The sequence below is a fragment of the Marinobacter orientalis genome (assembly GCF_004792665.1).
GTDB lineage: Bacteria > Pseudomonadota > Gammaproteobacteria > Pseudomonadales > Oleiphilaceae > Marinobacter > Marinobacter orientalis.
In genome coordinates, this window is the sequence record NZ_SRZX01000001.1 from 924,266 (window position 1) to 948,073 (window position 23,808).

Annotated in this window: 28 protein-coding genes; 14 read left to right on the forward strand and 14 right to left on the reverse strand. The window is 59.0% G+C overall.

Translation table 11 applies throughout. The features are described 5' to 3' along the window. Positions 1 to 17 precede the first annotated feature (17 nt). Genes ftsX through ftsY form a run of 3 tightly spaced genes read right to left on the reverse strand, consistent with a single transcriptional unit; the run spans position 18 to position 2,868 of the window. The gene (gene ftsX / locus DIT72_RS04365) at positions 18 to 1,016 is read right to left on the reverse strand and encodes a permease-like cell division protein FtsX (RefSeq protein WP_135953956.1); all 999 of its coding nucleotides are present in this window, start codon (positions 1,014 to 1,016) and stop codon (positions 18 to 20) included. Then, complete coding sequence (ftsE, locus tag DIT72_RS04370) at positions 1,009 to 1,692, reverse strand: cell division ATP-binding protein FtsE (protein WP_135953957.1); 684 nt, start codon at positions 1,690 to 1,692, stop codon at positions 1,009 to 1,011. The genes ftsX and ftsE overlap by 8 nt, the downstream gene beginning before the upstream one ends. A 6-nt stretch (positions 1,693 to 1,698) precedes the next feature. Continuing rightward, positions 1,699 to 2,868: a signal recognition particle-docking protein FtsY gene (ftsY, locus tag DIT72_RS04375; RefSeq protein WP_135953958.1), complete on the reverse strand. Its 1,170-nt coding sequence runs from the start codon at positions 2,866 to 2,868 to the stop codon at positions 1,699 to 1,701. Between the two features lie 160 nt (positions 2,869 to 3,028). On the opposite strand from ftsY, the gene rsmD reads away from it, so the two are divergent. Beyond that, entirely contained in the window at positions 3,029 to 3,628 is a 600-nt protein-coding gene (gene rsmD / locus DIT72_RS04380) for a 16S rRNA (guanine(966)-N(2))-methyltransferase RsmD (RefSeq protein WP_135953959.1), read from the forward strand. Between the two features lie 149 nt (positions 3,629 to 3,777). Here rsmD and DIT72_RS04385 read toward each other — a convergent pair whose 3' ends face one another. Continuing rightward, positions 3,778 to 4,956, reverse strand: a complete 1,179-nt coding sequence (locus DIT72_RS04385; protein WP_135953960.1) for a DesA family fatty acid desaturase — start codon at positions 4,954 to 4,956, stop codon at positions 3,778 to 3,780. Positions 4,957 to 5,165: 209 nt separating this feature from the next. On the opposite strand from DIT72_RS04385, the gene mutM reads away from it, so the two are divergent. The 6 genes from mutM to DIT72_RS04415 all read left to right on the forward strand — a co-directional run bounded on the left by mutM (position 5,166) and on the right by DIT72_RS04415 (position 10,365). Beyond that, on the forward strand, positions 5,166 to 5,990 hold the full coding sequence (mutM, locus tag DIT72_RS04390) for a bifunctional DNA-formamidopyrimidine glycosylase/DNA-(apurinic or apyrimidinic site) lyase (protein WP_135953961.1): 825 nt from the start codon (positions 5,166 to 5,168) through the stop codon (positions 5,988 to 5,990). A 204-nt stretch (positions 5,991 to 6,194) separates the two neighbouring features. After that, the gene (locus DIT72_RS04395) at positions 6,195 to 6,527 is read left to right on the forward strand and encodes a hypothetical protein (protein ID WP_135953962.1); all 333 of its coding nucleotides are present in this window, start codon (positions 6,195 to 6,197) and stop codon (positions 6,525 to 6,527) included. Positions 6,528 to 6,604: 77 nt separating this feature from the next. Further along, a complete protein-coding gene (gene yrfG / locus DIT72_RS04400) occupies positions 6,605 to 7,294 on the forward strand; it encodes a GMP/IMP nucleotidase (RefSeq protein WP_135953963.1) in 690 nt (229 codons plus the stop codon). A gap of 41 nt (positions 7,295 to 7,335) precedes the next feature. Further along, positions 7,336 to 7,743: a ribosome-associated heat shock protein Hsp15 gene (gene hslR, locus DIT72_RS04405; protein WP_135953964.1), complete on the forward strand. Its 408-nt coding sequence runs from the start codon at positions 7,336 to 7,338 to the stop codon at positions 7,741 to 7,743. A 53-nt stretch (positions 7,744 to 7,796) separates the two neighbouring features. Continuing rightward, positions 7,797 to 8,651 (forward strand): Hsp33 family molecular chaperone HslO, encoded by an 855-nt coding sequence (gene hslO, locus DIT72_RS04410; RefSeq protein ID WP_135953965.1) that lies wholly within the window; start codon positions 7,797 to 7,799, stop codon positions 8,649 to 8,651. Positions 8,652 to 8,832: 181 nt separating this feature from the next. Further along, on the forward strand, positions 8,833 to 10,365 hold the full coding sequence (locus DIT72_RS04415; protein WP_135954728.1) for a phosphoenolpyruvate carboxykinase: 1,533 nt from the start codon (positions 8,833 to 8,835) through the stop codon (positions 10,363 to 10,365). Positions 10,366 to 10,463: 98 nt separating this feature from the next. Here DIT72_RS04415 and DIT72_RS04420 read toward each other — a convergent pair whose 3' ends face one another. Then, positions 10,464 to 10,640 carry a DUF2897 family protein gene (locus DIT72_RS04420; RefSeq protein WP_135953966.1) on the reverse strand — a complete coding sequence of 59 codons (177 nt, stop codon included), beginning with the start codon at positions 10,638 to 10,640 and terminating at the stop codon, positions 10,464 to 10,466. Between the two features lie 85 nt (positions 10,641 to 10,725). Here DIT72_RS04420 and DIT72_RS04425 point away from each other — a divergent pair, with 85 nt between their 5' ends. Beyond that, positions 10,726 to 11,394, forward strand: coding sequence for a DNA-3-methyladenine glycosylase I (locus DIT72_RS04425; protein WP_135953967.1), 669 nt, complete (start codon positions 10,726 to 10,728; stop codon positions 11,392 to 11,394). 2 nt (positions 11,395 to 11,396) lie between these two features. On the opposite strand, the gene DIT72_RS04430 is transcribed toward DIT72_RS04425, so the two are convergent. Together DIT72_RS04430 and DIT72_RS04435 are read right to left on the reverse strand one after the other, a co-directional pair. Continuing rightward, the gene (locus DIT72_RS04430; protein WP_135953968.1) at positions 11,397 to 12,152 is read right to left on the reverse strand and encodes a DnaJ domain-containing protein; all 756 of its coding nucleotides are present in this window, start codon (positions 12,150 to 12,152) and stop codon (positions 11,397 to 11,399) included. An 8-nt stretch (positions 12,153 to 12,160) separates the two neighbouring features. Next, entirely contained in the window at positions 12,161 to 12,862 is a 702-nt protein-coding gene (locus tag DIT72_RS04435; protein ID WP_135953969.1) for a VWA domain-containing protein, read from the reverse strand. Positions 12,863 to 13,050: 188 nt separating this feature from the next. Here DIT72_RS04435 and DIT72_RS04440 point away from each other — a divergent pair, with 188 nt between their 5' ends. Further along, the gene (locus tag DIT72_RS04440; protein WP_135953970.1) at positions 13,051 to 13,323 is read left to right on the forward strand and encodes an HU family DNA-binding protein; all 273 of its coding nucleotides are present in this window, start codon (positions 13,051 to 13,053) and stop codon (positions 13,321 to 13,323) included. A gap of 32 nt (positions 13,324 to 13,355) precedes the next feature. On the opposite strand, the gene DIT72_RS04445 is transcribed toward DIT72_RS04440, so the two are convergent. From DIT72_RS04445 to gshB, 7 genes are read right to left on the reverse strand one after another with little or no spacing between them, the layout of a single operon-like run. Then, the gene (locus tag DIT72_RS04445; RefSeq protein ID WP_135953971.1) at positions 13,356 to 14,621 is read right to left on the reverse strand and encodes a dihydroorotase; all 1,266 of its coding nucleotides are present in this window, start codon (positions 14,619 to 14,621) and stop codon (positions 13,356 to 13,358) included. Beyond that, positions 14,618 to 15,631, reverse strand: coding sequence for an aspartate carbamoyltransferase catalytic subunit (locus DIT72_RS04450; protein WP_135953972.1), 1,014 nt, complete (start codon positions 15,629 to 15,631; stop codon positions 14,618 to 14,620). The genes DIT72_RS04445 and DIT72_RS04450 overlap by 4 nt, the downstream gene beginning before the upstream one ends. 31 nt (positions 15,632 to 15,662) lie before the next feature. After that, positions 15,663 to 16,172, reverse strand: coding sequence for a bifunctional pyr operon transcriptional regulator/uracil phosphoribosyltransferase PyrR (gene pyrR / locus DIT72_RS04455; protein ID WP_135953973.1), 510 nt, complete (start codon positions 16,170 to 16,172; stop codon positions 15,663 to 15,665). Between the two features lie 32 nt (positions 16,173 to 16,204). Further along, positions 16,205 to 16,645 (reverse strand): Holliday junction resolvase RuvX, encoded by a 441-nt coding sequence (ruvX, locus tag DIT72_RS04460; RefSeq protein ID WP_135953974.1) that lies wholly within the window; start codon positions 16,643 to 16,645, stop codon positions 16,205 to 16,207. Further along, positions 16,638 to 17,204 (reverse strand): YqgE/AlgH family protein, encoded by a 567-nt coding sequence (locus DIT72_RS04465; protein WP_168355014.1) that lies wholly within the window; start codon positions 17,202 to 17,204, stop codon positions 16,638 to 16,640. The genes ruvX and DIT72_RS04465 overlap by 8 nt, the downstream gene beginning before the upstream one ends. Next, positions 17,201 to 18,067 carry an energy transducer TonB gene (locus tag DIT72_RS04470; protein WP_135953975.1) on the reverse strand — a complete coding sequence of 289 codons (867 nt, stop codon included), beginning with the start codon at positions 18,065 to 18,067 and terminating at the stop codon, positions 17,201 to 17,203. Before DIT72_RS04470 ends, DIT72_RS04465 begins: the two co-directional genes overlap by 4 nt. 38 nt (positions 18,068 to 18,105) lie before the next feature. Continuing rightward, positions 18,106 to 19,053, reverse strand: coding sequence for a glutathione synthase (gshB, locus tag DIT72_RS04475; RefSeq protein WP_135953976.1), 948 nt, complete (start codon positions 19,051 to 19,053; stop codon positions 18,106 to 18,108). A 297-nt stretch (positions 19,054 to 19,350) separates the two neighbouring features. On the opposite strand from gshB, the gene pilG reads away from it, so the two are divergent. The 5 genes from pilG to DIT72_RS04500 all read left to right on the forward strand — a co-directional run bounded on the left by pilG (position 19,351) and on the right by DIT72_RS04500 (position 23,798). Continuing rightward, the gene (pilG, locus tag DIT72_RS04480) at positions 19,351 to 19,743 is read left to right on the forward strand and encodes a twitching motility response regulator PilG (RefSeq protein ID WP_008175635.1); all 393 of its coding nucleotides are present in this window, start codon (positions 19,351 to 19,353) and stop codon (positions 19,741 to 19,743) included. 32 nt (positions 19,744 to 19,775) lie between these two features. Continuing rightward, complete coding sequence (pilH, locus tag DIT72_RS04485) at positions 19,776 to 20,138, forward strand: twitching motility response regulator PilH (RefSeq protein WP_007154227.1); 363 nt, start codon at positions 19,776 to 19,778, stop codon at positions 20,136 to 20,138. Between the two features lie 20 nt (positions 20,139 to 20,158). Beyond that, entirely contained in the window at positions 20,159 to 20,704 is a 546-nt protein-coding gene (locus DIT72_RS04490; protein WP_135953977.1) for a chemotaxis protein CheW, read from the forward strand. 91 nt (positions 20,705 to 20,795) lie between these two features. Next, positions 20,796 to 22,871 carry a methyl-accepting chemotaxis protein gene (locus tag DIT72_RS04495; protein WP_135953978.1) on the forward strand — a complete coding sequence of 692 codons (2,076 nt, stop codon included), beginning with the start codon at positions 20,796 to 20,798 and terminating at the stop codon, positions 22,869 to 22,871. 27 nt (positions 22,872 to 22,898) lie between these two features. Beyond that, a complete protein-coding gene (locus tag DIT72_RS04500; RefSeq protein WP_135953979.1) occupies positions 22,899 to 23,798 on the forward strand; it encodes a CheR family methyltransferase in 900 nt (299 codons plus the stop codon). The last annotated feature ends 10 nt before the right edge of the window (positions 23,799 to 23,808 follow it).

Sequence of the window (23,808 nt, forward strand, 5' to 3'; positions counted from 1 at the left end):
ATTTCCGAGACAAAATATCATCCGCCAGCAATCTCTCCAGGCTCTATATCGTCAAGATGGCGTTTGACAGCCAGCCATGCACCTAACCAGCCTAACAGCATGGCAGCAATTATCAACGCCAGCGCTCCGTCAAGGCTAAGCCCGTTAAGGGAGAATTCACTGCGATACAGCCCTGCCAGCCGCTCCACCGGGCCACTGAGCCACCAGAGTGATAACTGCAGCAGTATTAAAGCCACGATACCACCCCCGAGACCAAACCAGGCACCGGTATAGAGAAATGGCCGGCGCACGAAGGCATCCGTGCCGCCCACCAGCTTGGCCACCAGAATCTCATCACGTCGGTTTTCGATGGCAAGTCGCACGGTATTGCCGATTACCAGCACCACCGCTGCCGCCAGCAGCATCGCCAGCGCCCAGACGGCGCGACCGAGCAGGTCGGTCATGGCGTTCAGGCGCTGCAGCCAGCCCAGATCCACCTGAACGCGTTCAACGCCGTCCAGACCCTCGACAACCGTCAGCAGCATTTCCACCCCGTCAGCTGTGCGGGAACTTTCGCTGGGGGTGACCAGCAGGGTATGGGGCAGCGGATTCTCGTCCAGGTAGTCCAGAGCATCCTCAAGACCGGAAGAGGCCCGAAATTCCTCCAGTGCAGTATCCCGGTCAATCAGTTCCACCTCCGCCACCCGGCTGTCGTCGGTTACCGTGGCTTTCAGCGCCTGCGCCTCATCGATGGAAACTGAATCACCCAAATAGGCTGTCACCCGCGCGGAGCTCTCCCAGCCGGCGCTGACACCTTCCAGGCTGGCGAGCAATAACATCAGCGCCACCGGTAACGCCAGCGCCACGCCCATGACAGTCCAGGTCATCATGCTGGCAAGCGGGGACTGCCACAGACGCCGGGCGCTGTCCCGGGCGACTTTATGGTGGTGGCTCAGATAACTTTCGGCCTGTTCCCGCCAGGGGGAACGGCCACTTTTTGCGCCACGGCTCTGTTGCCTGCGGGATTCGTTAGCCATGCCAGCTCCCGGCAGCGCCAACACCGGCCGTCAGCCGGCCATGATCCAGTGTGAGCGTGCGACGCCCGAGATCATTGATCAGGGCGATATCGTGGCTGGCAATCAGTACCGTGACTCCAACCTGGCTGAACTCTGCAAACAGCCGCATGATATCGGCAGACAAATCCGGGTCCAGATTACCGGTGGGCTCATCCGCCAGCAGCACCGGGGGTTTGTTCACTACGGCCCGGGCAATGCCCACCCGCTGCTGCTCACCGCCGGAAAGCTGCAGCGGATTCATCTTTTCCTTGCTCAGCAGCCCCACCTTGTCCAGGGCGGCACGAACGCGGCGACCAATATCCCGGGCAGGCGTGCCCATGACTTCCAGGGGCATGGCGACGTTGTCGAAAACGGTACGGTCGAACAGCAACTGGTGGTTCTGGAATACCACGCCAATATGGCGGCGGATATAGGGAACCTGGCGGCGCGGCAGGGTATTGAGCACCTGCCCGCCGACAATCACCTCGCCGGCACTGGGGCGCTCCATCACCATGATCAGCTTGAGCAGAGTACTTTTGCCAGCACCCGAATGACCGGTGAGAAATACCAGTTCGCCACGCTCCAGACCGAAATTGACCTGGCGCAGAGCGGTATGATCGCTGCCGTAACGTTTGGTGACCTGGCGGAACTCGATCATCGAGGGTTACTTCTCCGGGCTTTCGTCGAACAGCGCATCCACAAAGGTGCGGGCATCGAAGCTGCGCAGGTCATCCACCTGCTCACCCACGCCGATATAGCGGATCGGCAACTGCAACTGCCGGGCGATAGCGAAAACAATGCCACCCTTGGCAGTGCCGTCCAGCTTGGTCAGGGTAATGCCACTGACTCCCACCGCCTGCTGGAACACCTGGGCCTGGTTCAGGGCGTTCTGGCCGGTACCAGCGTCCAGTACCAGCATGACTTCGTGGGGCGCACTGGCATCCAGCTTCTTTATAACCCGCACCACCTTTTCCAGCTCGCTCATCAGGTTATCCTTGTTCTGCAGGCGCCCGGCGGTATCTGCAATGACTACATCCACACCCCGGGACTGGGCCGACTGGACCGCATCGAAGATTACTGAAGCACTGTCGGCACCGGTGTGCTGTGCCACCACCGGCACGTTATTGCGCTCACCCCACACCTGCAACTGCTCAACGGCTGCTGCCCGGAAGGTATCCCCCGCCGCCAGCATCACCGACTTGCCGTCGCGCTGGAACAGTTTGGTGAGCTTGCCGATGGTTGTGGTTTTGCCCACGCCGTTCACACCGACCATCAGGATCACGTAGGGTTTCTTGCTGGCATCGATTTCCAGAGGCCTGGCAACATCCGCCAGCAAGCCATGGAGCTCATCACGCAACGCCTTGCGCAGGGCTTCCCCATCCTTGAGCTGATTGCGCTCAAGCTTATCCGTCAGCGATTCGATGATTTCCGAGGTGGCAGTGACGCCTACGTCTGCCATCAGCAGTGTGGTTTCGATTTCCTCCAGCAGATCCTCGTCCACTTTCTTGCCGACGGAGAACAGGTCGGCCAGGCCGCCGGTCAGGCTGGCACGGGTTTTACCCAGACCCTCGCGAATGCGCTCGAAAACGCTGACCGCCGGCGCTTCCCGCTCGGGTGCTACGGGGGCTTCGACCGGCGCTTCGGCAACCGGTGCGCTGACAGTCTCTGCTTTTTCCTCTGCCTCCGCTTTGGGTGTGGCACCTTCCGGGGCTTCCGGCTTTTTCTGGGGCACCGGCTTCGGCCGGGGAACACGCCGACGGTTGGCGGCCACATCCAGAACAAACACAAGCACAAGAAGGGCCAGAAGGCCGATATCAATCCACTCTGCCGTCATAGTCATACCATTGGTTGTCGATTCGCAGGATAAAAGAAAGACGGTATTCTAGCAGACTGCCTGCCCTAAGTGATGGTCACAGGTGACTCGCCCGATAAACCTTCGTAACGTAACATGGCGCAGATCGCAGCCAACCAGCATTCAGGGGTCAGTATTTCAGATGGCACGCAAGCAGAAACCCACGCCAGCCAGCGGCGGTGAACTCCGCATCATCGGTGGTGACTGGCGCAGCCGCAAACTGCGCTTCCCGGAAGCCGGCGGCGTCCGCCCCACGCCTGCACGCACCCGCGAAACCCTGTTCAACTGGCTGACATTCCACATCCCCGGCCGCCGCTGCCTCGACCTCTTCGCCGGTTCCGGCGCCCTCGGCCTGGAAGCCCTCTCCCGAGGTGCCGGCACAACCGTCTTCATCGACCACACCCCGGCACTGGCACAGGCACTGAGAAACAACCTGCGATTACTGAAATCGGACAAGGGGGAAGTCGTCTGCCAGAACGTCGATACCTACCTGGCGCAGCCACCGGCGGAAGCCTTCGACATCCTGTTCATGGACCCCCCATTCCGTCAGGGCTGGCTGGAAAAACTGTTGCCGATGATTGCGGTCAATGGCTGGGTAAAGCCCGGAAGCTGGATCTACGTGGAACACGAAAGCGATATGCCACCCCCCACGGCGCCGGCCAGTTGGAGCCTGCACCGGCAAAAAACAGCAGGCCAGGTGACTTACTGTTTATTCAGAGTGGAAGAATCAGAGCCTGTCTGAAGAAACCGAAAAAGCGATCCCACAGTGGTCAAACCGGTCTCGGGGTGGGGTACCTTTTCTGCCGGGAAAAGGTGTCTGAGCAAAGCGAGTTCTTTTCCCAGAAGAAAAGGTACCCCACCTCGGGACCAGACACCCCGGCCAACAGGCTACTAGGGCGAAGGCCGCAAAGAATAAGCCCGCAAATGTGCCGCAAAGTCCTCAAGGTAACGGATACCACTGGCCTCCGCCTCCCGGCACCACTCCTTCAGCGCCTGCAGCTTCTCCTGCGGCTTCAGCCCTCGCCGGCGCCACAACTGCTGTAGCTCATTGCTCTTCTCGTAGATCTGACGCAGTGCCTCGTTGCGCTCCAGCACCGTATCCAGGTGCTCCTTCTCATTCGGCTTGATCAAGGTAACCTCCCGGGACAGCAACCGCTTCAGACTGCGATAGCGGGGGCGGATCTCGTCGTCCATCAGCACCTTCTGCTGACGCAATACCGGCTCCATCACCCGCTTGCGATACTGGCGCATAATGTCGAAGCGGCTGTTGGTAATCGCCTGAACAGTTTCCACATCCACTTCCTGCTTGCCGGGCACGTAGTGCGCAATCGGCCTGAAGCCCTTGGGCTTTGCCAGCCCGAAGAACTGGAACAGGCGAATGTAGCCCCAGCCAATATCCACTTCGTACCAGCGACGGGAAAGCTTGGACGAGTTGGGATAGGTATGGTGATTGTTATGCAGCTCTTCGCCACCAATCAGGATGCCCCAGGGCGAAATATTGCGGGCATTGTCCGCACATTCGAAATTGCGGTAACCCATGAAATGGCCAATGCCGTTGACCACACCGGCGGCCCACACCGGAATCCACATCATCTGCACCGCCCATATCCAGATACCGTTCACGCCGAAAAGCAACAGGTCGATTACCGCCATCAGTTGAATACCAAGCATCCGGTAACGGCTGTAGACATTATTCTCCACCCAGTCTGCCGGGGTGCGCTGGCCGTATCGCTCAAGGGTTTCCGGGGTACCGGCTTCGTCGTAAAGTTCCGCCCCTTCAAGCAGCACCTTGCGAATGCCCAGAATCACCGGGCTGTGAGGGTCTTCCTCGGTTTCGCACTTGGCGTGGTGCTTGCGATGGATGGCGGTCCACTGCTTGGTATTCTGTGCCGTGGTCAGCCACAGCCAGAAACGGAAGAAATGCGCCAGCACCGGATGCAGATCCAGTGAGTTGTGGGCAGAATGGCGATGCAGGTAGAGTGTCACACTGATGATGGTGATGTGAGTGAGCCCCAGCGCAACCAGGATCAGCTGCATCACCGAAAGGTCCAGAAGGCCATTGTACCACATAGAATTTTCCTCTTTAAAGTCATAGGGTTGCGTGGTGCATGCCAGCCCGCCCATGCAAGCAGGCATGAGGGCTGACGGATCCGGTACTGCCCAACAACCGTATTCCACCACTCTAGCGTACAGTTGTTAGCCGGAACAACCGTAATTGGCAGCCAATTTGTTACTGATACACTTACCCGCTGACGCCCACGCAGTTGGAGTAAAGCCCCTTGCCCGAATTACCCGAAGTAGAAACCACCCGACGCGGCATCGCTCCCCATTGCGAAAACCGGACCATCACCCGGGTGACTGTGCGGGATCACCGTCTGCGCTGGCCGGTGCCGGGCAATCTCGCAGAACTTCTGGAGGGCGCGGTGATCCACACCGTTGACCGTCGCGCAAAATACCTGCTTATCGGCGTAAGCTCTGCCACTGTGGCCGGCTCGCTGATTGTACACCTGGGGATGTCCGGTAGCCTGCGGGTAATTACCGACCAGAGCGAACCTCTGCTTCATGATCATGTGGAACTGGAACTGGACAACGGCATCCGCCTGCGCTTCAACGATCCGCGCCGTTTCGGCTGCTGGCTATGGTCAGAAATGCCGGACCAGCACCCGCTGATTGCCGGACTGGGACCGGAACCCCTGACGCCGGAGTTCAACGGCCGTCTGCTGTATAGGCTGTCCCGGGGCAGGAAGACGGCGGTGAAGTCCTTCATTATGGATAGTCATGTCGTGGTGGGCGTGGGCAACATCTACGCCAACGAAGCGCTGTTCAAGGCCGGCATCCATCCCCGGCGTGCCGCCGGCCGTATCAGCCTGGACCGCTACAATCGGCTGGCAGAAGCAATCCGTGAAACCCTCAGCGCAGCCATTCTGATGGGCGGAACTACCCTGCGCGACTTTGTGAACAGCGATGGCAAGCCCGGCTATTTTGCCCAGTCTCTGCTGGTGTATGGCCGTAGTGGCGAGCCATGCAGGGAATGCGGGCATACCCTTAAAGAAATCCGGATGAACCAGCGCTCGACGGTTTACTGTAGCAGGTGCCAGCGATAGACCACGGCCAGACAACTATTGAAACAGAAAAATCGTTTGAAAATACGCAAATATGATTCATAGTTAACAGAGTATCCATAATCGCAAGCTACAATGAACGTGAATTATATCGCCAGCCCCCGCGGCACGGTGCCCATCGGCCGGACTGTAATGTCGACAGAAGGCGTTGACCAGGAATGCTGACAAAGCCAGGAGAAACAAGAAATGACCAGTAAGATTTCCCACATCGTTATTACCGCCGTAGCGGTTTGCCTGCTGGCGTTTTCCTCTGTCGGCCATGCCCAGGCTATTGATGAAAAGCCCTCCGCACTGGCAATGACCGGCGACGCCCTGTTTGTCCGCCCGGCCCTGTTTGCCACCACCATTATTGGCAGCGCTGTTTACCTGGTCTCCCTGCCATTCTCAGCCCTCGGTGGCAATGCCGCGGAAGCCGGTGAAGTGCTGGTTGTCGGGCCTGCCAAGGCCACCTTCGTTCGCTGCCTGGGCTGTACCCGCACCGGCAAAAAGCCAGAGACCGTCGAACAGGGCAATAACTGATCGGTAAAATCCCGCCTTGCCAATTTGCACATTATTCGGCAGCCTGAAGATCAACCAACTTCAGGCTGCTTTTGTTTATGGTGAACTGGCACTCCCTTGATACCGTGTTCCTGGATATGGACGGCACGTTGCTCGACCTGCATTTCGACAACCACTTCTGGCTCGAGCACCTGCCCCGGCGTTACGCCGAACACAACAACCTCAGCCCCGAAGAAGCCCGCGACACCATCATCCCCATGATCATGGCCGAACGTGGTTCCCTCAACTGGTACTGCACGGATTACTGGAGCGACCGTCTGGATCTGGACATCACCGGTCTCAAGTCGGAAGTCCGCGAGCGCATTGGCTATCTGCCCCACGTCACCGATTTTCTCGATGCGGTAAAAAGCGCCGGCCTGCGTTCGGTCATCGTCACCAACTGCCACCCGGACCCGCTCAGCCTGAAACTGCAGCACACCGGCCTCGACAGTCGCGTTGACAACATCATCTCCAGCCACCAGCTGGGCAAGCCCAAAGAAGACCCTGCCTTCTGGCAGGACCTGGCGAGCCTTGAAGTCTATCAGCCAGCCACCACCCTGATGGTGGACGACAGCTTTCCTGTCCTGGAGAGTGCCCGCACCGGCGGCATTGCCCAGTGTCTTGCCATTCTGGCGCCAGACAGCAAACAGGCGGCCCGGGACAAACACCCGGACATCCCGTCGATTCGTCACTTCAATGAAATCCTGCCGGCCCTGCGTCAGCGACAGCCCCTGCCATCCGGCCATTGAGACAGCTATACTATGGTTATATGCCCATCAGGTGAGGAGACATGACGGCAACCACCACTGAAGACACCCGCGTAAGACTCGACAAATGGCTATGGGCAGCACGCTTCTACAAAACCCGTAACCTCGCCAAACAGGCCATCGAAGGGGGCAAGGTTCACTACAACAGCCAGCGAACCAAACCCGGCAAACTGGTGGAACCCGGCGGCAAGGTTACCCTGCGCCAGGGATGGCAGGAGCGCATTGTCATCGTGGACGACATCAGCGAACGTCGCCAGGGTGCTCCCGAAGCCCAGAAGCTCTACCACGAAACCGAAGACAGCGTGAAACGCCGGGAAGAGCTCTCATGGCAGCGCAAAACCATGCAGGCGGCGCAATTACCACCAGCCCGGCGGCCCTCCAAGAAAGACCGCCGGGACATCCAGCGTTTCCGGGAACATAACGGGCTCTAGGTTCCTGCCTTTATCATCTGCGATTCCGACTTTAACGCTCAGGAGAAAACACCATGGCATCCCGGGACCAGTTCCAGCGATTTATTTTTGAAAACAGCCAGGTCCGGGGAGCCTGGGTGAAGCTCAACGACAGCTACAGCGAAATCGGCAACCAGGCACCCTACCCGGCCACTGTGAGACGCGTTCTCGGACAATCCCTGGCCGCCAGCGTATTGATGAGCAGCACCCTCAAGTTCGAGGGCACACTCTCTTTGCAGGCCCAGGGCAAAGGACCACTGCGCACCCTGATGGCCGAGTGCAGCCACGACCGCTTCATCCGCGGCCTGGCCCGTTACGATGAACACGCCGTCACCGAAGACACCCTGGATTCGCTGCTGGGTGAAGGCAGCATGGCCATCACCATCTCGCCGGAGAAGGGCCAGCGCTACCAGGGCGTGGTGCCCCGGGAAAAGGAAAACCTGGCTGGCTGCCTGGAAGAATACTTCGAGCGCTCCGAACAGATTCCCACCCGCTTCTTCCTGTTTGCCGGCGACAACTGCAGCGCCGGCCTGATGCTGCAGAAACTGCCCGGCGACACCGAACGGGATTCCGACCTGTGGGACCGCCTTAACCACCTGGCCAGCACCGTGGAAGCCGAGGAATTGCTGGGACTGGACAGCGAAACCCTGCTCCACCGCCTGTTCCATGAGGAAACCGTACGCCTGTTCGACGCTGAACCCGTTGCCTTCCGTTGCAGTTGCTCAAGGGGACGAACACTGGGCGCTCTGGAGGCCATCGGCCAGGAAGAGTGCTACAGTATTCTTGACGAGCAGGGTTCCATCGAAATGGACTGCCAGTTTTGCCATCAACACTATCGGTTCGATAGGAATGATATTGATCACCTTTTCACCGGTCATACGTTACACTGATCGCGGACTGAAAAGCCTGGATACCAGCCGCAGAGCGGCTTCCAGGGCAGTCGTTTTTTACCGGCGCCTCTGGCATAATAGCGCGCCTGAATTGACCCGATTGCTCAGATTTCCGTCAATTTTTTAGTTTTAGGGGGGACGGCCTGTGCAGTTACGATCACATCCCGAGGGCGAGGTCGAAGTGAGTAACACTTATAATGATCTGTGTACAGCACGACTGGTCGAGCTGGCACTGGAACGACGTGAAGGCCAACTGGCCGCAAACGGTTCACTGGTGGTAAAAACCGGCGAGCGCACCGGCAGGTCCCCGATGGACCGCTACATCGTGGAGGAGCCAAGCACCTCTGACGACATCCACTGGGGCCCCATCAACCGTCCGTTCGACGCGGAAAAGTTTGACGCCCTCTGGGACCGTGTTGAAGCCTACATCGCCGAGAAAGACAGCTTTGTAAGCCACGTACACGTCGGCGCCGACCCGGAACACTACCTGCCGGTGCGCATGACCACGGAAACCGCATGGCAGAACCTGTTCGGCCAGAACCTGTTCATTCGCCCGGACAGCTTCAACCCGGCCGACAAACAGGAATGGCAGATCCTCAACGCTGCCAATTTCAAATGCGTGCCCGAGCGTGATGGTACCAACAGCAATGGCTGCGTGATCATCAACTTTGCCCGGCGCAAGGTACTGCTGGCCGGCATGCACTATGCCGGCGAGATGAAAAAGGCGATGTTCTCTGTGCAGAATTTCCTGCTGCCAGAAAAGGACGTACTGCCCATGCATTGCTCCGCCAACGTGGGTGAGGACGACGAAACCTGCCTGTTCTTTGGCCTGTCCGGCACCGGCAAGACCACCCTCTCCGCCGATCCCGATCGTTTCCTGATCGGTGATGACGAGCACGGCTGGGGCCCTGGCACCGTCTTTAACATCGAAGGTGGCTGTTACGCCAAGTGCATCGACCTGAGCCGGAAGAACGAACCCATTATCTGGGACGCCATCCGCTTCGGTGCCCTCGTTGAAAACGTCACTATCGATCCTGACACACGCGAACCGGACTACAGTGACGTGTCCCTCACCGAAAACTCCCGCTGCGCCTACCCGCTGGAACACGTTGAGAAGCGCGTGGTTGAAAATCGTGCCGGTGAGCCGTCACACATTGTATTTCTGACCTGCGACATGACCGGCGTACTGCCGCCAGTCTCCATTCTCAGCAAAGAAGCTGCGGCCTACCACTTCCTCAGTGGCTACACCGCACTGGTGGGCTCTACTGAAATGGGGTCCTCTTCCAGCCTCAAAGCTACCTTCTCCACCTGCTTCGGCGCCCCCTTCTTTCCGCGCCCGGCCGGCGTTTACGCCGAACTGCTGATGAAACGCATGGACGAGTTCGGCAGCAAGGTCTTTCTGGTCAACACCGGCTGGACCGGCGGTCCCTACGGCGTGGGCAAACGCTTCAGCATTCCCACCACACGTGGCATCATTGCCGCTATCCAGAATGGCGATCTGGACGACGCTGAAACCGAGCACCTGCCCACTCTGAATCTGAACGTACCGGTAGACGTGCCTGGCGTCGACAACAACCTGCTGAACCCGCGTAACACCTGGGCCAGCAAGGAAGACTACGATGCCAAGGCGGCCGAACTGATCGGCCAGTTTGTTGACAACTTCAAGAAGTTTGATGTTTCCGACGCCATTGTGAAGGCAGGGCCGAAAGCGTAAGCCCGCCTTTACTGAAAAAAGCGCCTGCTCTCAGAGCACGCGCTTTTTTTGTGTTCAGCAAGCGCGGCCACGGGGCCGGCCATTATGGCTGCCCCAAGTCACCACTGTTCTCTGTCTTCGGCACTTTCCTCGGCTTCAATTTCTGCCTTGCGCTCCTGGATTTTTTTCATCTTTTCCTTCGATATCGGCATCTTGCCACTATCACGCAGCATGAACAGCCCACCTAGCACCAGGGCAACGGCACCAAGGAGGAAGACCCATCCTATGGTTGGCATAAGCATGACTCCCTGACCGGATTGGTTTTCCTTTATAGTGGACCACACGGGTTCAAACCTACAACCAGATTTCGGATATTAGTCCATGTCTTTTGCCAGAATCTACAGTCAGGCCGCCGCCCATAAGGGGGGAGAGGCCGCGCTTCGGTCAATGCTGCCCCATGTGGCCGAAGCCGGCGAACTGGAAGCGAAAGGAGACGACCGCTACCTGTCGGAGGTTACCCGCTGTGTATTCAAGGCAGGCTTTGTATGGCGGGTGATCGAGAACAAGTGGCCGGGTTTCGAAGATGCCTTCAAGGGCTTTGTGCCACTCTACTGGCAACAGGTGCCACCGGAAGTGCTGGAGGAACTGGCGCAGGATGAGCGCATCGTGCGGAACATGCAGAAAATCCGCACCGTGCCCGAAAACGCCCGCATGATTGTCGATGGTGCCCGAGAGCACGGCAGCTTCGGGGCTTTCCTGAGCCACTGGCCTTCCGATGACCAGGTGGGACTGCTGATCTGGCTCAAGCGCCACGGTGCGCGGTTAGGCGGCAACACCGCCCAGTATTTCCTGCGACGGGTAGGCTGGGATGGCTTTATCCTGTCATCGGATGTGGTCGCCGGACTGCACCGTGAAGAACGTCTGGATGCAACGCCCGGCAGCAAGAAAGCACTGGTTCAGGCGCAGGCAGCCTTCAACGACTGGCACCGGGAGACCGGCTTGCCTTACAGCCATTTGTCGCGGATTCTGTCCTTTTCAGTAGGGGACTGACTTCATTCACCGAGCAGGAGTTCCTTGGCCTCGTTGATGCGCGCAGCAAAATAGTTGCTACCGCCCCGGTCCGGATGCATTTTCTGCATCATCCGACGGTGCGCCTGGATGATGTCCTTGCGCGTGGCGTCGGGCTCCACTCCCAGTATATCCCGGGCTTCGCTTTCTGAAAGTGCACCGCCCCGGTAACTTTCTCCGCTTTCCCCACCTGCGCTTTCCCCACCTGCGCTGTCGTCGCTGGCGTGGGGGTCATCTGCACGCCAGGAGTCGCCGAAGCGGCGGTCCAGATAGGTTTCCAGCAGCCTGGCGGAATCGTCATCGTGCTGCCGGCAGTATTGCAGCAGTTCGATGAACTCGCCCTCGCCCAGATCTGCCAGCGCCCGGCCTGCCATGGGACCTTTGAGTATCTCGCCGGTCATGTTCCCGGAGTCATGGTCCAGTGTCATATCAAGGATGTCACTGGCAACGTGGGACTGGTTGCCGGTTCGGGCATCGGCACCGTCAGCCCCACCTCCGAAGCCACCACTGATACCGCCACCCAGCAAAGCCGGCAGGAAACGGCGCAGCAGGGGAAACAGGAATCCCAGCAGGGCAAACAGGAAATGCAGACGGCCCGTCAGCGCCATAACAACGACCATCAGGATGCCGGAGAATACCGCCAGTTTGATAATGGCCGGTTTGCGCTGACTGGCCGGCTGGCTGCGTAGCCAGAACCACGCAACTACCGCCAGAATAAGGACCAGAAAGGTTAATGGCACAATGAGCGCTACCTGATCTGTTGAGTCAACCGTTTCACTTCCGGGGAGCTGCCGCTGGAATAATCCTGCAATGCCCTGGCGCCTCCGGAAGCATAGACCGCAACGGCCGCCAAAAGATCCTTCAAGACCTGGGGGCTGTTGCGATCAAACCGTGCATAGGCACCCCCCGACAGTTTGCTCACCTGCTGGAAAACCGCTCTGGCATGGGCATCGCCGCCCTCGTGGAACATGAAAACCGGGGTTCTGAGCATGCCCAGTTCGCCGGCGGTGTGGCAGAGGTCGTCGACCGGCTCTTCGCAGCAATCGCCGATAAATACCACAGCCCTGACGGGCTGCACCCGGGTTTCCCTGACGGCATGAGCCAGAACCCGGCTGATCTGGGTTCGCCCGCCCAGGCAGGACACAGCGTTCATCAGCTTGAGCAGTTGCCCGGTTTCAGTAACGAATCCCGTGGATCTGAACTCGCGAAAACCCCGGTAATAACAAAGCTGTATTGCCAGGCCACCAAGATCCCGCGTTGCCATAAACAACTCGCTTTGCAGGTCACAGGCCTGATCCCAGGTAGCTTCCCGGCTGGCGGTGGCGTCCAGGGCAAAAATCAGCCGGCCCTGCCCGCCTCCTTTTTGCGGCGTCTTGCGAACCTGATGAATAAACTGGTCTATCGATTGTTTATCCGACCGTGTACTGACAGGTTTGTCATTCTTCGACATAGGCGTGAGGCCCCCCCCAGGTGACCTGGTTTCTTTAATAGTGGACCCTCGGCTTCGCTCCTACAACCGGTCTTACCGAGTCAGCAGGGTTGCACAGTGGGTCGCAAACCGCTATAGATTTGGTCAGCCGGTGGTGTCACAGCTATCGGCCAGTGACTAAAATGACAATAAACAATAAGGAGTTCCCGATGCGCAAACCTGAACTTGCCGCAACTGTTGCAGATCAAACCGGACTGACCCGGGACAAGGCCAGCGAAGTGATTACCGCTTTCACCGACCAGATCTCTGCCGCCGCTGCCCGGGGCGAAGATACTACCCTGATCGGTTTCGGTACCTTCAACATCCGCAGCCGTGACGCTCGCGATGGCCGCAATCCTCAAACCGGTGCTACCATCCGGATACCTGCCAGCAAAACTGTCGGCTTCAAGGCAGGCAAGGCGCTGAAAGATTCCATCCGTTAAAGCAGCAACCGGGAGGCCACATGGCCCCCGGGTTATTTTCCGGGCCAGGCCTGTTGCCCATTGCACAGGGTGAGACGAACCACACCTGGCAGATCTTTGCCGGGCAGCGGGACATGGCGTCCCACCGAGCAGAGGCTGATGTCGTCTGGCGTCCAGCTGGCATCGGGGTCGAACACGCACAAGTCTGCCACTGCGCCCTCCCGGAGTTCCGCGGAACGGCCAATGACGGAAGCCGGGCCTGAGGTTAGCGCCCGGACCAGGCTTGTCATGTCCAGCTCCCCTCGCTCCACCAGCAGCAGGCCCATCGACAGGGTGCTTTCAATGGCTGACAGCCCGGGCTCGGTGGCCTCCATCGGTGCCTGTTTGGCGGCGGAGTCGTGGGGCTGGTGCTGACTGGTGATGGCATCGATAGCGCCCTCCCGTACGCCCGCCAGCAGGGCCCGGCGATCTTTCTCCGAGCGCAGCGGTGGCCGCACATGGTAGCGGCTGTCAAAATCTGCCAGCGCGTCTTCAGTAAACATGAGCTGGTGCATGGCCACATCGGCGGTGACCGCAATACCTCGCTTGCGGGCGTCGGCCAGCATGTCGACACTGCGGGCGCAGGATAACTGGCCCAGATGCAGGCGCACGCCGGTCTCCTCCGCCAGCAACAGCATTTCCATCACCGCCGCCGTTTCAGCCACTTCAGGGATACCCAGAAGCCCCAGTCTGGAGGCCACCAGGCCATCGTGGGCGTAACCGTCGGCGGCCAGCGCCTGGTTTTCCGGACTGAACATCACCGTAAGGCCGAATGTCCGGGCATAGGCCATGCAGCGGCGGAGCACCCTGGCGTTTTTCACCGCGCGGGCGCCGTTGCTCATGGCAATACAGCCAGCGGCTGCCAGGCCCGCCATATCACTGAGCAGCTCACCTTCCAGGCCTCGGGTGATGGCACCCACTGGCAAAACCCGCACAGCTGAGCGCTTCGCTGCCACGTCGAGGATCAGATTGGTGACGGCGCCGGAATCGTTTACCGGCGAGGTATCCGGCGAGGCACACAGGGTGGTGAAGCCGCCGTGAGCCGCCGCCAGGGTTTCCGAGGCAATGTTACCTTTCTGTCCATTGCCGGGCTCGCGCAGATTGCAGCACAGGTCCACAAATCCGGGCGCCAGGATACACCCGGCGGCGTCGAAATCGCGATCGGAGGGCTCCCTCACAGCGGTATCGCCGAGTGCTGCGATCCGGCCATCCCGGATCAGCATTGTGGTTTCAGTATCGTTACCGGCCAGGCGGCCACCGCTTATTTTCAGACTGCTCATACCCGGGCCCTCCCTGCCTGCCTGCGAGTACGCTCTGCCATCTGGCCGCCCATGGCCATGGACATCACCGCCATGCGAATGGCAATGCCGTTGGTGACCTGGTTCAGAATCACCGATTGCGGCCCGTCTGCTACTGCAGACTCAATCTCCACGCCGCGGTTGATGGGGCCAGGATGCATCACAATGCATTCAGCATCCGCCAGGGCCAGTTTCTCCCGGCTGAGACCGTAAAGCCGGTAGAACTCCCGTTCGCTGGGCAGCAAGGCCCCTTCCATACGTTCTTTCTGCAGCCTCAGCATGATCACCACATCCAGGTTCTTCATGCCCCTGACCATGTCGTATTCGATGCTGCAACCCAGGCTCTCCACGTCGCGCGGCAACAGGGTGGCGGGGGCAATCACCCGTACTTCGGCGGCACCCAGTTCGTTCAGGGCACGGATCTGGGAGCGGGCCACTCGCGAGTGCAGCACATCGCCGACAATCGCCACTTTCAAGCCCTCGAAACGACCCTTGTGCTGGCGGATGGTAAGCATGTCCAGCATGGCCTGGGTGGGATGGGCGTGACGGCCGTCCCCGGCATTGATAATGGCTACGCCCGGGGTCACGCTCTCGGCGATAAAGTGAGGAGCGCCGCTCTGGGAATGGCGCACCACGAACATATCGCTGGCCATGGCTTCGAGGTTCAGCAGAGTGTCGGACAGCGACTCGCCCTTGGAAGTCGCGGAGGTACTGATATCCAGATTGAGCACGTCCGCTGACAGACGTTTGGCGGCCAGCTCAAAGGTACTGCGGGTGCGGGTGCTGGATTCAAAGAAGAGGTTGACGACAGTTCGGCCCCGCAATAGCGGTACCTTTTTGATACTGCGCTCCCCCACTTCAATGAAGGAGTCTGCGGTGTCGAGGATTTCTGTCAACAGCGCCCGGTTCAAGCCATCAAGGGTCAGGAAATGGCGTAACTGGCCGTCGTCGGTAAGCTGCAGGGATGTCGAAGAAGGGTCGTTTACCGTCATGTGTCGCCTGTTGGTGTTGTGCGTTCGCTGATTACCTGCCCGTTTCCTGCAGCTCTATGTACAGTGGATCCGGGCCGCGCAATTTCACACGCTGATGTGACTCCAGGGCCAGCACCTGTCCGGTTACGTCCGGTTGCACCGGCAATTCCCGTGCGCCCAGGTCAACCAGTGTGGCAAGGATGATACTCGCCGGCCGGCCGTAATCGAAGATTTCATTCATTGCCGCACGGATGGTCCGCCCACTCATGATCACGTCGTCGATGAGGATAATGTCCCGGTCTTCAGTACTGAACGGCAGGCTGGAAGGTTTCACTTTCGGGTTCAGGCCGATGCGGCTGAAGTCATCCCGGTAAAAAGAGATATCCAGCTCGCCCCAGGGCTCTTTCAGAGCGAGGCGCTTGCTCATGACATCCGCCAGCCAGACACCGCCGGTACGAATACCGATCAGCGCCGGGGCTGTCACGCCGCGCTCTTCCAGTATCCTGCGCAGGCCCGCTTCCAGGTCGTCCAGCAACCGGTCCATATCAAGCAATGCAGTCATTTCACTCCTCACTTCCAGCGGCCTGAGTGTGCTCAGGCAGAACGGGGTCCCTGCTGATGGAACCAGGTTTCCAGAATCAGTACGGCTGCGCGGTCATCAATGCCATCGCGGCCAAAATCGCGACTGCCACCGGCGGCCATGACGTCACCCCTGGCCTCGAAACTGGTCAGTCGCTCGTCCACCATTTCCACCTCAACGTGAAAGCGACCGTGTAAACGTTTGCCGAATTTGCGGGCCCGGGCACACATGTCGTTCTCGGTATCGTCCATGTTCAGGGGCAGGCCCACCAGCACCCGGTCCGGCTTCCACTCTTCCAGCAGGCTGCCGATCTGGTCCCAGTCGGGGACACCGTCACGAGCTGGCAGCATTGCCAGGGGTCTGCCGGTTCCGAGCAGTTCCTGACCACTGGCAACGCCGATGCGCCGGGTACCGAAGTCGAAAGCCATTATCCGGCGGTTTCCGGACTCAGGCATGACCAACGGACTCGCTGAGCTGGTTGAGGTCAATGCCGATCAGCTTCAATACAGCCTGGTAACGGTCTTCCCAGGGGGTGCGGAACAGAATGTCGCTGGTGGCCGGGCAGGTCAGCCAGGCATTGCTCGCCAGCTCGTCTTCCAGCTGCCCCTCACTCCAGCCCGCATAGCCGAGGCACACCAGATAGTTTTCCGGACCCTTGCCCGCACCGATGTCTGACAATATGTCCCGGGACGTCGTCAACAGGACATCGTCGGACACCTGGGCAGTGTTTTGCCAGCCGGCATCCGGAGAGTGCAGCACAAAGCCACGCTCGGGCTGTACCGGGCCGCCACCGTAGACCGGCACTTCCAGCTCGCCACCGTCCATGTCCAGTTGTTCGAGAATTTCCCCCAGCTGGATATCCAGGGGATGGTTAACCGTCAGTCCCAAAGCCCCCTCGTCGGAGTGCTCACACAGGTAAATCACTGCACCATGAAAGCGCGGATCCTGCAAATAGGGAGACGCCACCAGAAACTGGTGGCGCAGGCTGTGTGGAGAGTGTCTTGATGCTGTCATCCTGATGTCAGCCCTCGCCGTTCGAATACCCAGGTGCGGATAATTTCCAGTTCGTCGATATTCTCGCGCATGTCGTCCGGGAAGGGCGCAAAAGGTGCCGCCATTCTCACAATGCGTATCGCAGCATCATCAAGCACCGTACTCCCGGATGATTCGAGTATAGCCAGTTCCTTGATTGTGCCATCCTTCTGCAGCGAAACCAGCATCCTCAAAGTGCCATAGATTCCGGCTCGCCTGGCTTCGGTCGGGTAATTGATATTACCGACACGGGTAACCTTGCCGACCCAGTTCTGGACATACCAGGCGTTGGTCGATTTCAGGGTCGAAGCCGCAGTCACGCGCATGACTCTGGGCTTCTTGGCATAGGCCCGCTGCTGCTGGTCAAATCTGGCCTCCAGGCTGGCAATCTCCAGGCTTCTCTCCATCAGGCTTCTCTTTTCCCGTACCGGCAACGGCTCCTCTGGCTCAGGCCTGGCAGTCTCAGGCTTCGACACCCGGCGCTCACTGCGCGCCTCGGTCTGCACCACCGGCTGCTCCTGCTGTTGCGTGGGCGCAACCTGCGACCTGGGTTCGGGCTGGACCTCGGCAATCTCCTGCTGGCTGATTTCCGAGGGCTGCGGCGACGTCATTTCCACCGGCTCATCCTCGGAGCCACTGCCTTTCTGGCTGGTCTGGGCGAGAAAATCGGCCTTGTCAGGATCGGTCTCGTCATCGAACTGCGACAGGGTGATCTCCATGGTCTGTGCTGAAGAGCGGGGAGGCTCGGGGGCAAAGGTAATACCCAGCACCACGATGGCATGAAGCGCCAGCGCCATGAAAAGTGTGAAAGAAAACCGATCGAAATCGCTTACCTGTACTGCCATTCCTGAAGCTTACCTCGGTTAAACCCGGCTACGGACCATTATTTCAGACGACGCTCGATGGCATCCATCAACTGGCTGGATATATCGATTCCAAAGGCGGCATCAAGTTCCCGGATGCAGGTCGGGCTGGTCACGTTGATTTCGGTGAGATAGTCACCGATCACGTCGATACCCACGAAAATGAGCCCCTTTTCCTTGATCACCGGCGCCACCCGATCGCAGATTTCCCGGTCGCGGGGGGTCAGTTCGCGACCCTCGCCCCTGCCGCCTGCCGCCAGGTTGCCCCGGTTCTCGCCATGGGAAGGAATGCGGGCAAGTGCATAGGGAACCGGTTCGCCGTCAATCAGCAGGATGCGCTTGTCCCCCTGTTTGATCTCGGGGATGTATTTCTGGGCCATGGCCTGGTGGGCACCATGATTGGTCAGGGTTTCGATGATCACACCAAGGTTGTCATCGTTCTCTTTGACCCGGAAGATCGAACGCCCGCCCATGCCATCCACCGGTTTCATGATGACGTCGCCGTGCTCGGCATAGAACTCCTTCAGCCGCATGGCAGAGCGGGTCACGATCAGCGGAGGCGTGCAGTCTTCAAACTGCGCGGCAAACAGTTTTTCATTGCAGTCACGCAGCGTTGAGGCCGGATTGACCACCAGGGCACCCTGTTGCTCGGCGATTTCCAGAATGAAGGTGGCCATCAGGAACTCCCGGTCCACCGGCGGATCCTGCCGCATCAGGATCACGTCAAGATCACCCAGCGCCCTTTCCTGGGCACCGCCCAGGCGGAACCAGTCCTCCGGATCCAGGTGTACGGTGAGGTCGCGGGTTCTTGCTCTGGCCTGCCCGCCTTTCAGGTACAGATCCGGCAGCTCCATGTACTCGATTTCCCAGCCCCGCTTCTGGGCAGCAAGCAACATCGCCAGTGAGCTGTCTTTCCTGAAATGGATGTTCTCGATGGGGTCCATCACAATTCCGAGTCGGACTGTCATAATGCCTCGTCAGGTAAAAGGTTGAAAACACGAACCGGTCTGCAGAGCTGTGCCGGGAATAAATGCTATGCTTCGATCCCAGATGGTATTGTACCCGAGCCGCGAATGCATCCGGAGAAATCCCGTATCAATTACGTGACGTTCCGGGCAGAAGTACATTTGGTCACAAAGTTATACTTTTTATCCGGCCACCAATACTCTATAAATGAGCGGGATTTATAGAACAACGTTAACGGTTGTGCTAAAACCCCCGCTTGACAAAATAACGACAGTCGCAGAGCGCAAGGCAGTTGGACAATGGATGACAACTTCGAGAATCTGAAGATTATGGTGATCGACGACAGCAAGACCATTCGTCGCACCGCCGAAACCCTTCTTAAAAAAGTCGGTTGCGAAGTCATTACCGCAACGGACGGCTTTGACGCTCTGGCGAAAATTGCCGACTCCCAGCCCGATATCATTTTCGTTGATATCATGATGCCCAGGCTGGACGGCTATCAGACCTGCGCACTCATCAAGAATAACTCCTCTTTCAAAAAAACGCCGGTCATCATGCTCTCCAGTAAAGACGGACTGTTCGACAAGGCCAAGGGGCGCATCGTCGGATCCGACCAGTACCTGACCAAACCGTTCAGCAAGGACGAGCTTCTTAACACCATTCGCCAGTACGTTCCCCAGGCGGAACAATAAACCTGCTGAAGCAAAGCACTATTGAGGAAACCATGGCCCGCATTCTGATTGTTGATGATTCCCCGACCGAGGTTAAGAAAATCTCGACCATTCTGGAAAAGCACAAGCACGAAGTGCTGACGGCCGACAACGGCGCTGACGGCGTTGCCAAGGCCCGCGCCGAAACTCCGGACCTGGTACTGATGGACGTGGTCATGCCCGGCCTGAACGGCTTCCAGGCAACCCGTCAGCTGACACGTGCCCCGGAAACCGCATCCATCCCGGTCGTTATTGTAACCACCAAGGACCAGGAAACGGACCGTGTATGGGGTACCCGTCAGGGTGCAAAGGGTTATCTTGTAAAACCCGTCGTTGAAGACGACCTGATCAAGACAATCAACAGCCTGATCGCCTGATCCCCAACCGTGGAGTAAGCATGTCCGCCCAGGCCGCCCCTTTTGCCGTTCTGACGGATATCGCCCGACGCAGCCGCACCATGGCTGCCGGCCTGCCGGAACAACAGGAAGCTGTCGAACTCTGGAACGGCATCGGCTTTGTTCTTGCAGGCGAGCGCTATGTAGCGCCAATGGGTGAAGTCACTGAAATCCTCCATGTTCCCCGCTATACCCACATACCGGGGGTTCACCAGTTCATGTTGGGCGCCGCCAACGTGCGAGGCCGGCTTCTGCCACTGGTCGACCTTGCCGGCTTTTTCGAAATCCCCCGCTCCTCCCGCAGCCAGCGTGAGCGTCGGGTGCTGGTTGTCGAGCAGGGTGACGTGTTCAGTGGCCTGGTGGTGGACAGTGTCTCGGGCATGCAATATTTCGCAGCGGACAGCTTCGTGGCATCGCCACAGGATGTACCTGCAAACGTTCAGCCGTTTGTACATGGCGGTTACGAGCGTAACGAGGAAGTCTGGAAAGTGTTTTCTGCCGCCGAGCTGCTCGGGGACGAACGCTTCCTGGATGTAGCGCAATGGTAAGGGCGGAGACGACGGCAGGAACACCTTCCCGCCTGCCCAACGCCCGCAGAAACAAACTTGCCAATATTACGAAGAGGCCGGGAGCCAGAAAATGAAGAATAGAGCCGGAAGACTCGGTACGGGACAGGGAGGCAATAAACTGGTTGCCGGCCTGATTGTCGCACTGATCGCATTGACCGTCCTGCTCGTTGCAGTGCTGTTCATTATTAACAAGGACAGCCAGAACGATCAGGCATACATCGCCCACGCCTCGGAGCTAAGGGTACTGTCACAGGAAATCGCCAAGAACGCGACGGAAGCAGCTGGCGGTACCGCCTCGGCCTTCGACGCACTGCGACGCTCCCGTAACGAGTTCGAGCGCCTTTGGGGCTATGTAACCGACGGCAACCCGGAAACCGGCCTTCCGCCAAGTGAGATTGCCCGGAACAGTGACGTCCAGCAAACCTGGAACGAAGTAAGGGACAACGCCGACAGTATCCTGTCCACCCGTGACGCGGTACTCGGCCTCCACGAAGTCGCCCGGACCCTGAACGAAACCATCCCTCAGCTGCAGGTGGAATACGACGACATTGTTCAGATCCTGCTGGATAACAATGCCCCTGCCGAGCAGGTCGCACTGGCCCAGCGTCAGTCGCTGCTGGCCGAGCGGATTGTTCGCTCCGTCAATAACGTACTGTCCGGTGATGAAGACGCCGTTATTGCTGCCGACCGTTTCGGCCGCGACGCCAGTCTCTTTGGCCGCGTTCTTGAAGGCCAGATCAACGGCAACCCCGCTATGGGTATTTCGCAGGTTAACGACGAAGATGCCATCTACGGCCTCGAGGCTGTCGGTGAGCTTTTTGAATTCGTATCCCAGAACGTAGACGCCATCCTCGAAGCCTCCCCCGACCTCTTCAAGGTGCGTACTGCAGCCAGTGATATTTTCCAGAATTCCCAGGTTCTGCTGGACGAGTTATCCGTGCTTGCAGAGAAATTCCGGGGCCAGGCAAACTCCCGGTTCATCAGCCCGACTCTCGCCTTCATCATTCTGACCGCCATGGTGGGCATTGTTGTACTGATCGGCGTGGTGCTCTACCGCGAAGCCCAGGAGCGCCTGGCGACGACCCAGGAACAGAACGAGCAGAACCAGAACGCGATCCTGCGGCTGCTGGACGAACTCGCTGATCTGGCCGATGGCGACCTGACTACCGAAGCCACGGTCACCGAGGACTTTACCGGTGCCATCGCCGACTCCATCAACTACGCCATCGACCAGATGCGCGGGCTGGTACAGGCGATCCGTGGCACGGCCGTACGGGTAGCATCGGCCGCCCAGGAAACCCAGGCTACGGCCATGCACCTTGCCGATGCTTCCGAGCACCAGGCCCAGGAAATTGCCGGTGCATCTGCCGCGGTAAACGAGATGGCGGTGTCCATCGACCAGGTATCCTCGAACGCTGCTGAATCCTCCGCGGTTGCGGAACGGTCGGTCGCGATCGCGAAAAAAGGCGCGGAAGTGGTACAGAATACCATCCGCGGTATGGACAACATCCGCGAGCAGATCCAGGAAACCTCCAAAAGGATCAAGCGACTGGGCGAGTCTTCCCAGGAAATCGGTGACATCGTATCGCTGATCAACGACATCGCCGACCAGACCAACATCCTGTCCCTGAACGCCGCGATCCAGGCCTCCATGGCCGGTGATGCGGGCCGCGGCTTCGCAGTGGTTGCGGACGAGGTTCAGCGCCTGGCGGAACGTTCCTCTGCGGCGACCAAGCAGATTGAAGCGCTGGTAAAGACCATCCAGTCTGACACCAACGAAGCGGTTATCTCCATGGAGCATACCACCGCCGAGGTAGTCCGTGGTGCCCGCCTCGCCCAGGACGCGGGTATCGCCCTCGAGGAAATCGAGAACGTATCCATGAGTCTGGCGGAGCTGATCCAGAACATCTCCAACGCCGCGCGCCAGCAGTCGTCTTCTGCAGCTCACATTTCCAACACCATGAACGTCATCCAGGAAATCACTTCGCAGACCTCTTCCGGTACCAACGCGACTGCGAAGTCGATCGGTAATCTGGCAGAGATGGCGTCTGAACTGCGGTCCTCTGTTGCGGGCTTCACACTGCCCGAGGAAGAGTCGTCGGACCAGGAAGAAGAGGAAGACAGCGACGTTCCGGTGGTGAGCTGATCATCGCTCCGGGGCTGCTGACAGTTTATGGCTGAAACACGCAACCGTCCGCCAGCTGCCGACGGCATCTGGTCACTGCGCCGACTCCCCGACATGGACGAGGCGCAGTTCAGCCAATGGCAGACTCTGCTTGAGCACCGCACCGGCATCATCCTGTCATCAGACCGCAAGTCATTTCTCGAAACCAACCTCGGGATCCGCATGCGGGAGATCGGATGCAGCACTTACCAGGCCTACTATGAGCAGATCGTATCCGGCCAGGATGCCATTGTGGAGTGGTCTACGCTGGTGGACCGGCTGACGGTACAGGAAACCCGGTTTTTCCGGGACCCGGATGCTTTCAGGCTGGTGTCTGACTACGTGCTTACCCGGCCCCGTGAGGCACTGAAAAAGCGGCCGATTGAGGTCTGGAGTGTGGGTTGCTCCACCGGCGAGGAGCCCTACACCCTGGCAATGTTACTGAACGAGTGCATGGAGGGGTTGTCGCTACAGCCCCTGTTCGGGGTTACCGGGTCCGACATCAGCAAACCCGCCATCAACAAGGCCCGGTCCGGCCTGTTCAGTGCGCGCAAGTTGATGACGATGGACGAAGCCATGAAGGCCAGATACTTCCGGCCGGCAGAGCGGAACAACGTCGAGATCGTAAAAAGCATCCGGGAGCGGGTGTGTTTCACAAGGCTGAATGTGCTGGACCTGAAACACGCTCCCATGCACGGAATGAACATTATCTTCTGCCAGAATCTGCTGATTTATTTCCGGCGCTGGCGCCGGCGGGAAATCGTGAAACGGCTTGCAGAGCGGCTGGCGCCCGGGGGGTTGCTGGTGCTGGGCCAGGGAGAGCTGACCGACTGGCAGCCCCCGGGCTTACAGAGGGTACCCTCGGAACATGTGCTGGCGTGGATCAAACGCCAGACTGACGAAGAATAACCGGAGTGGT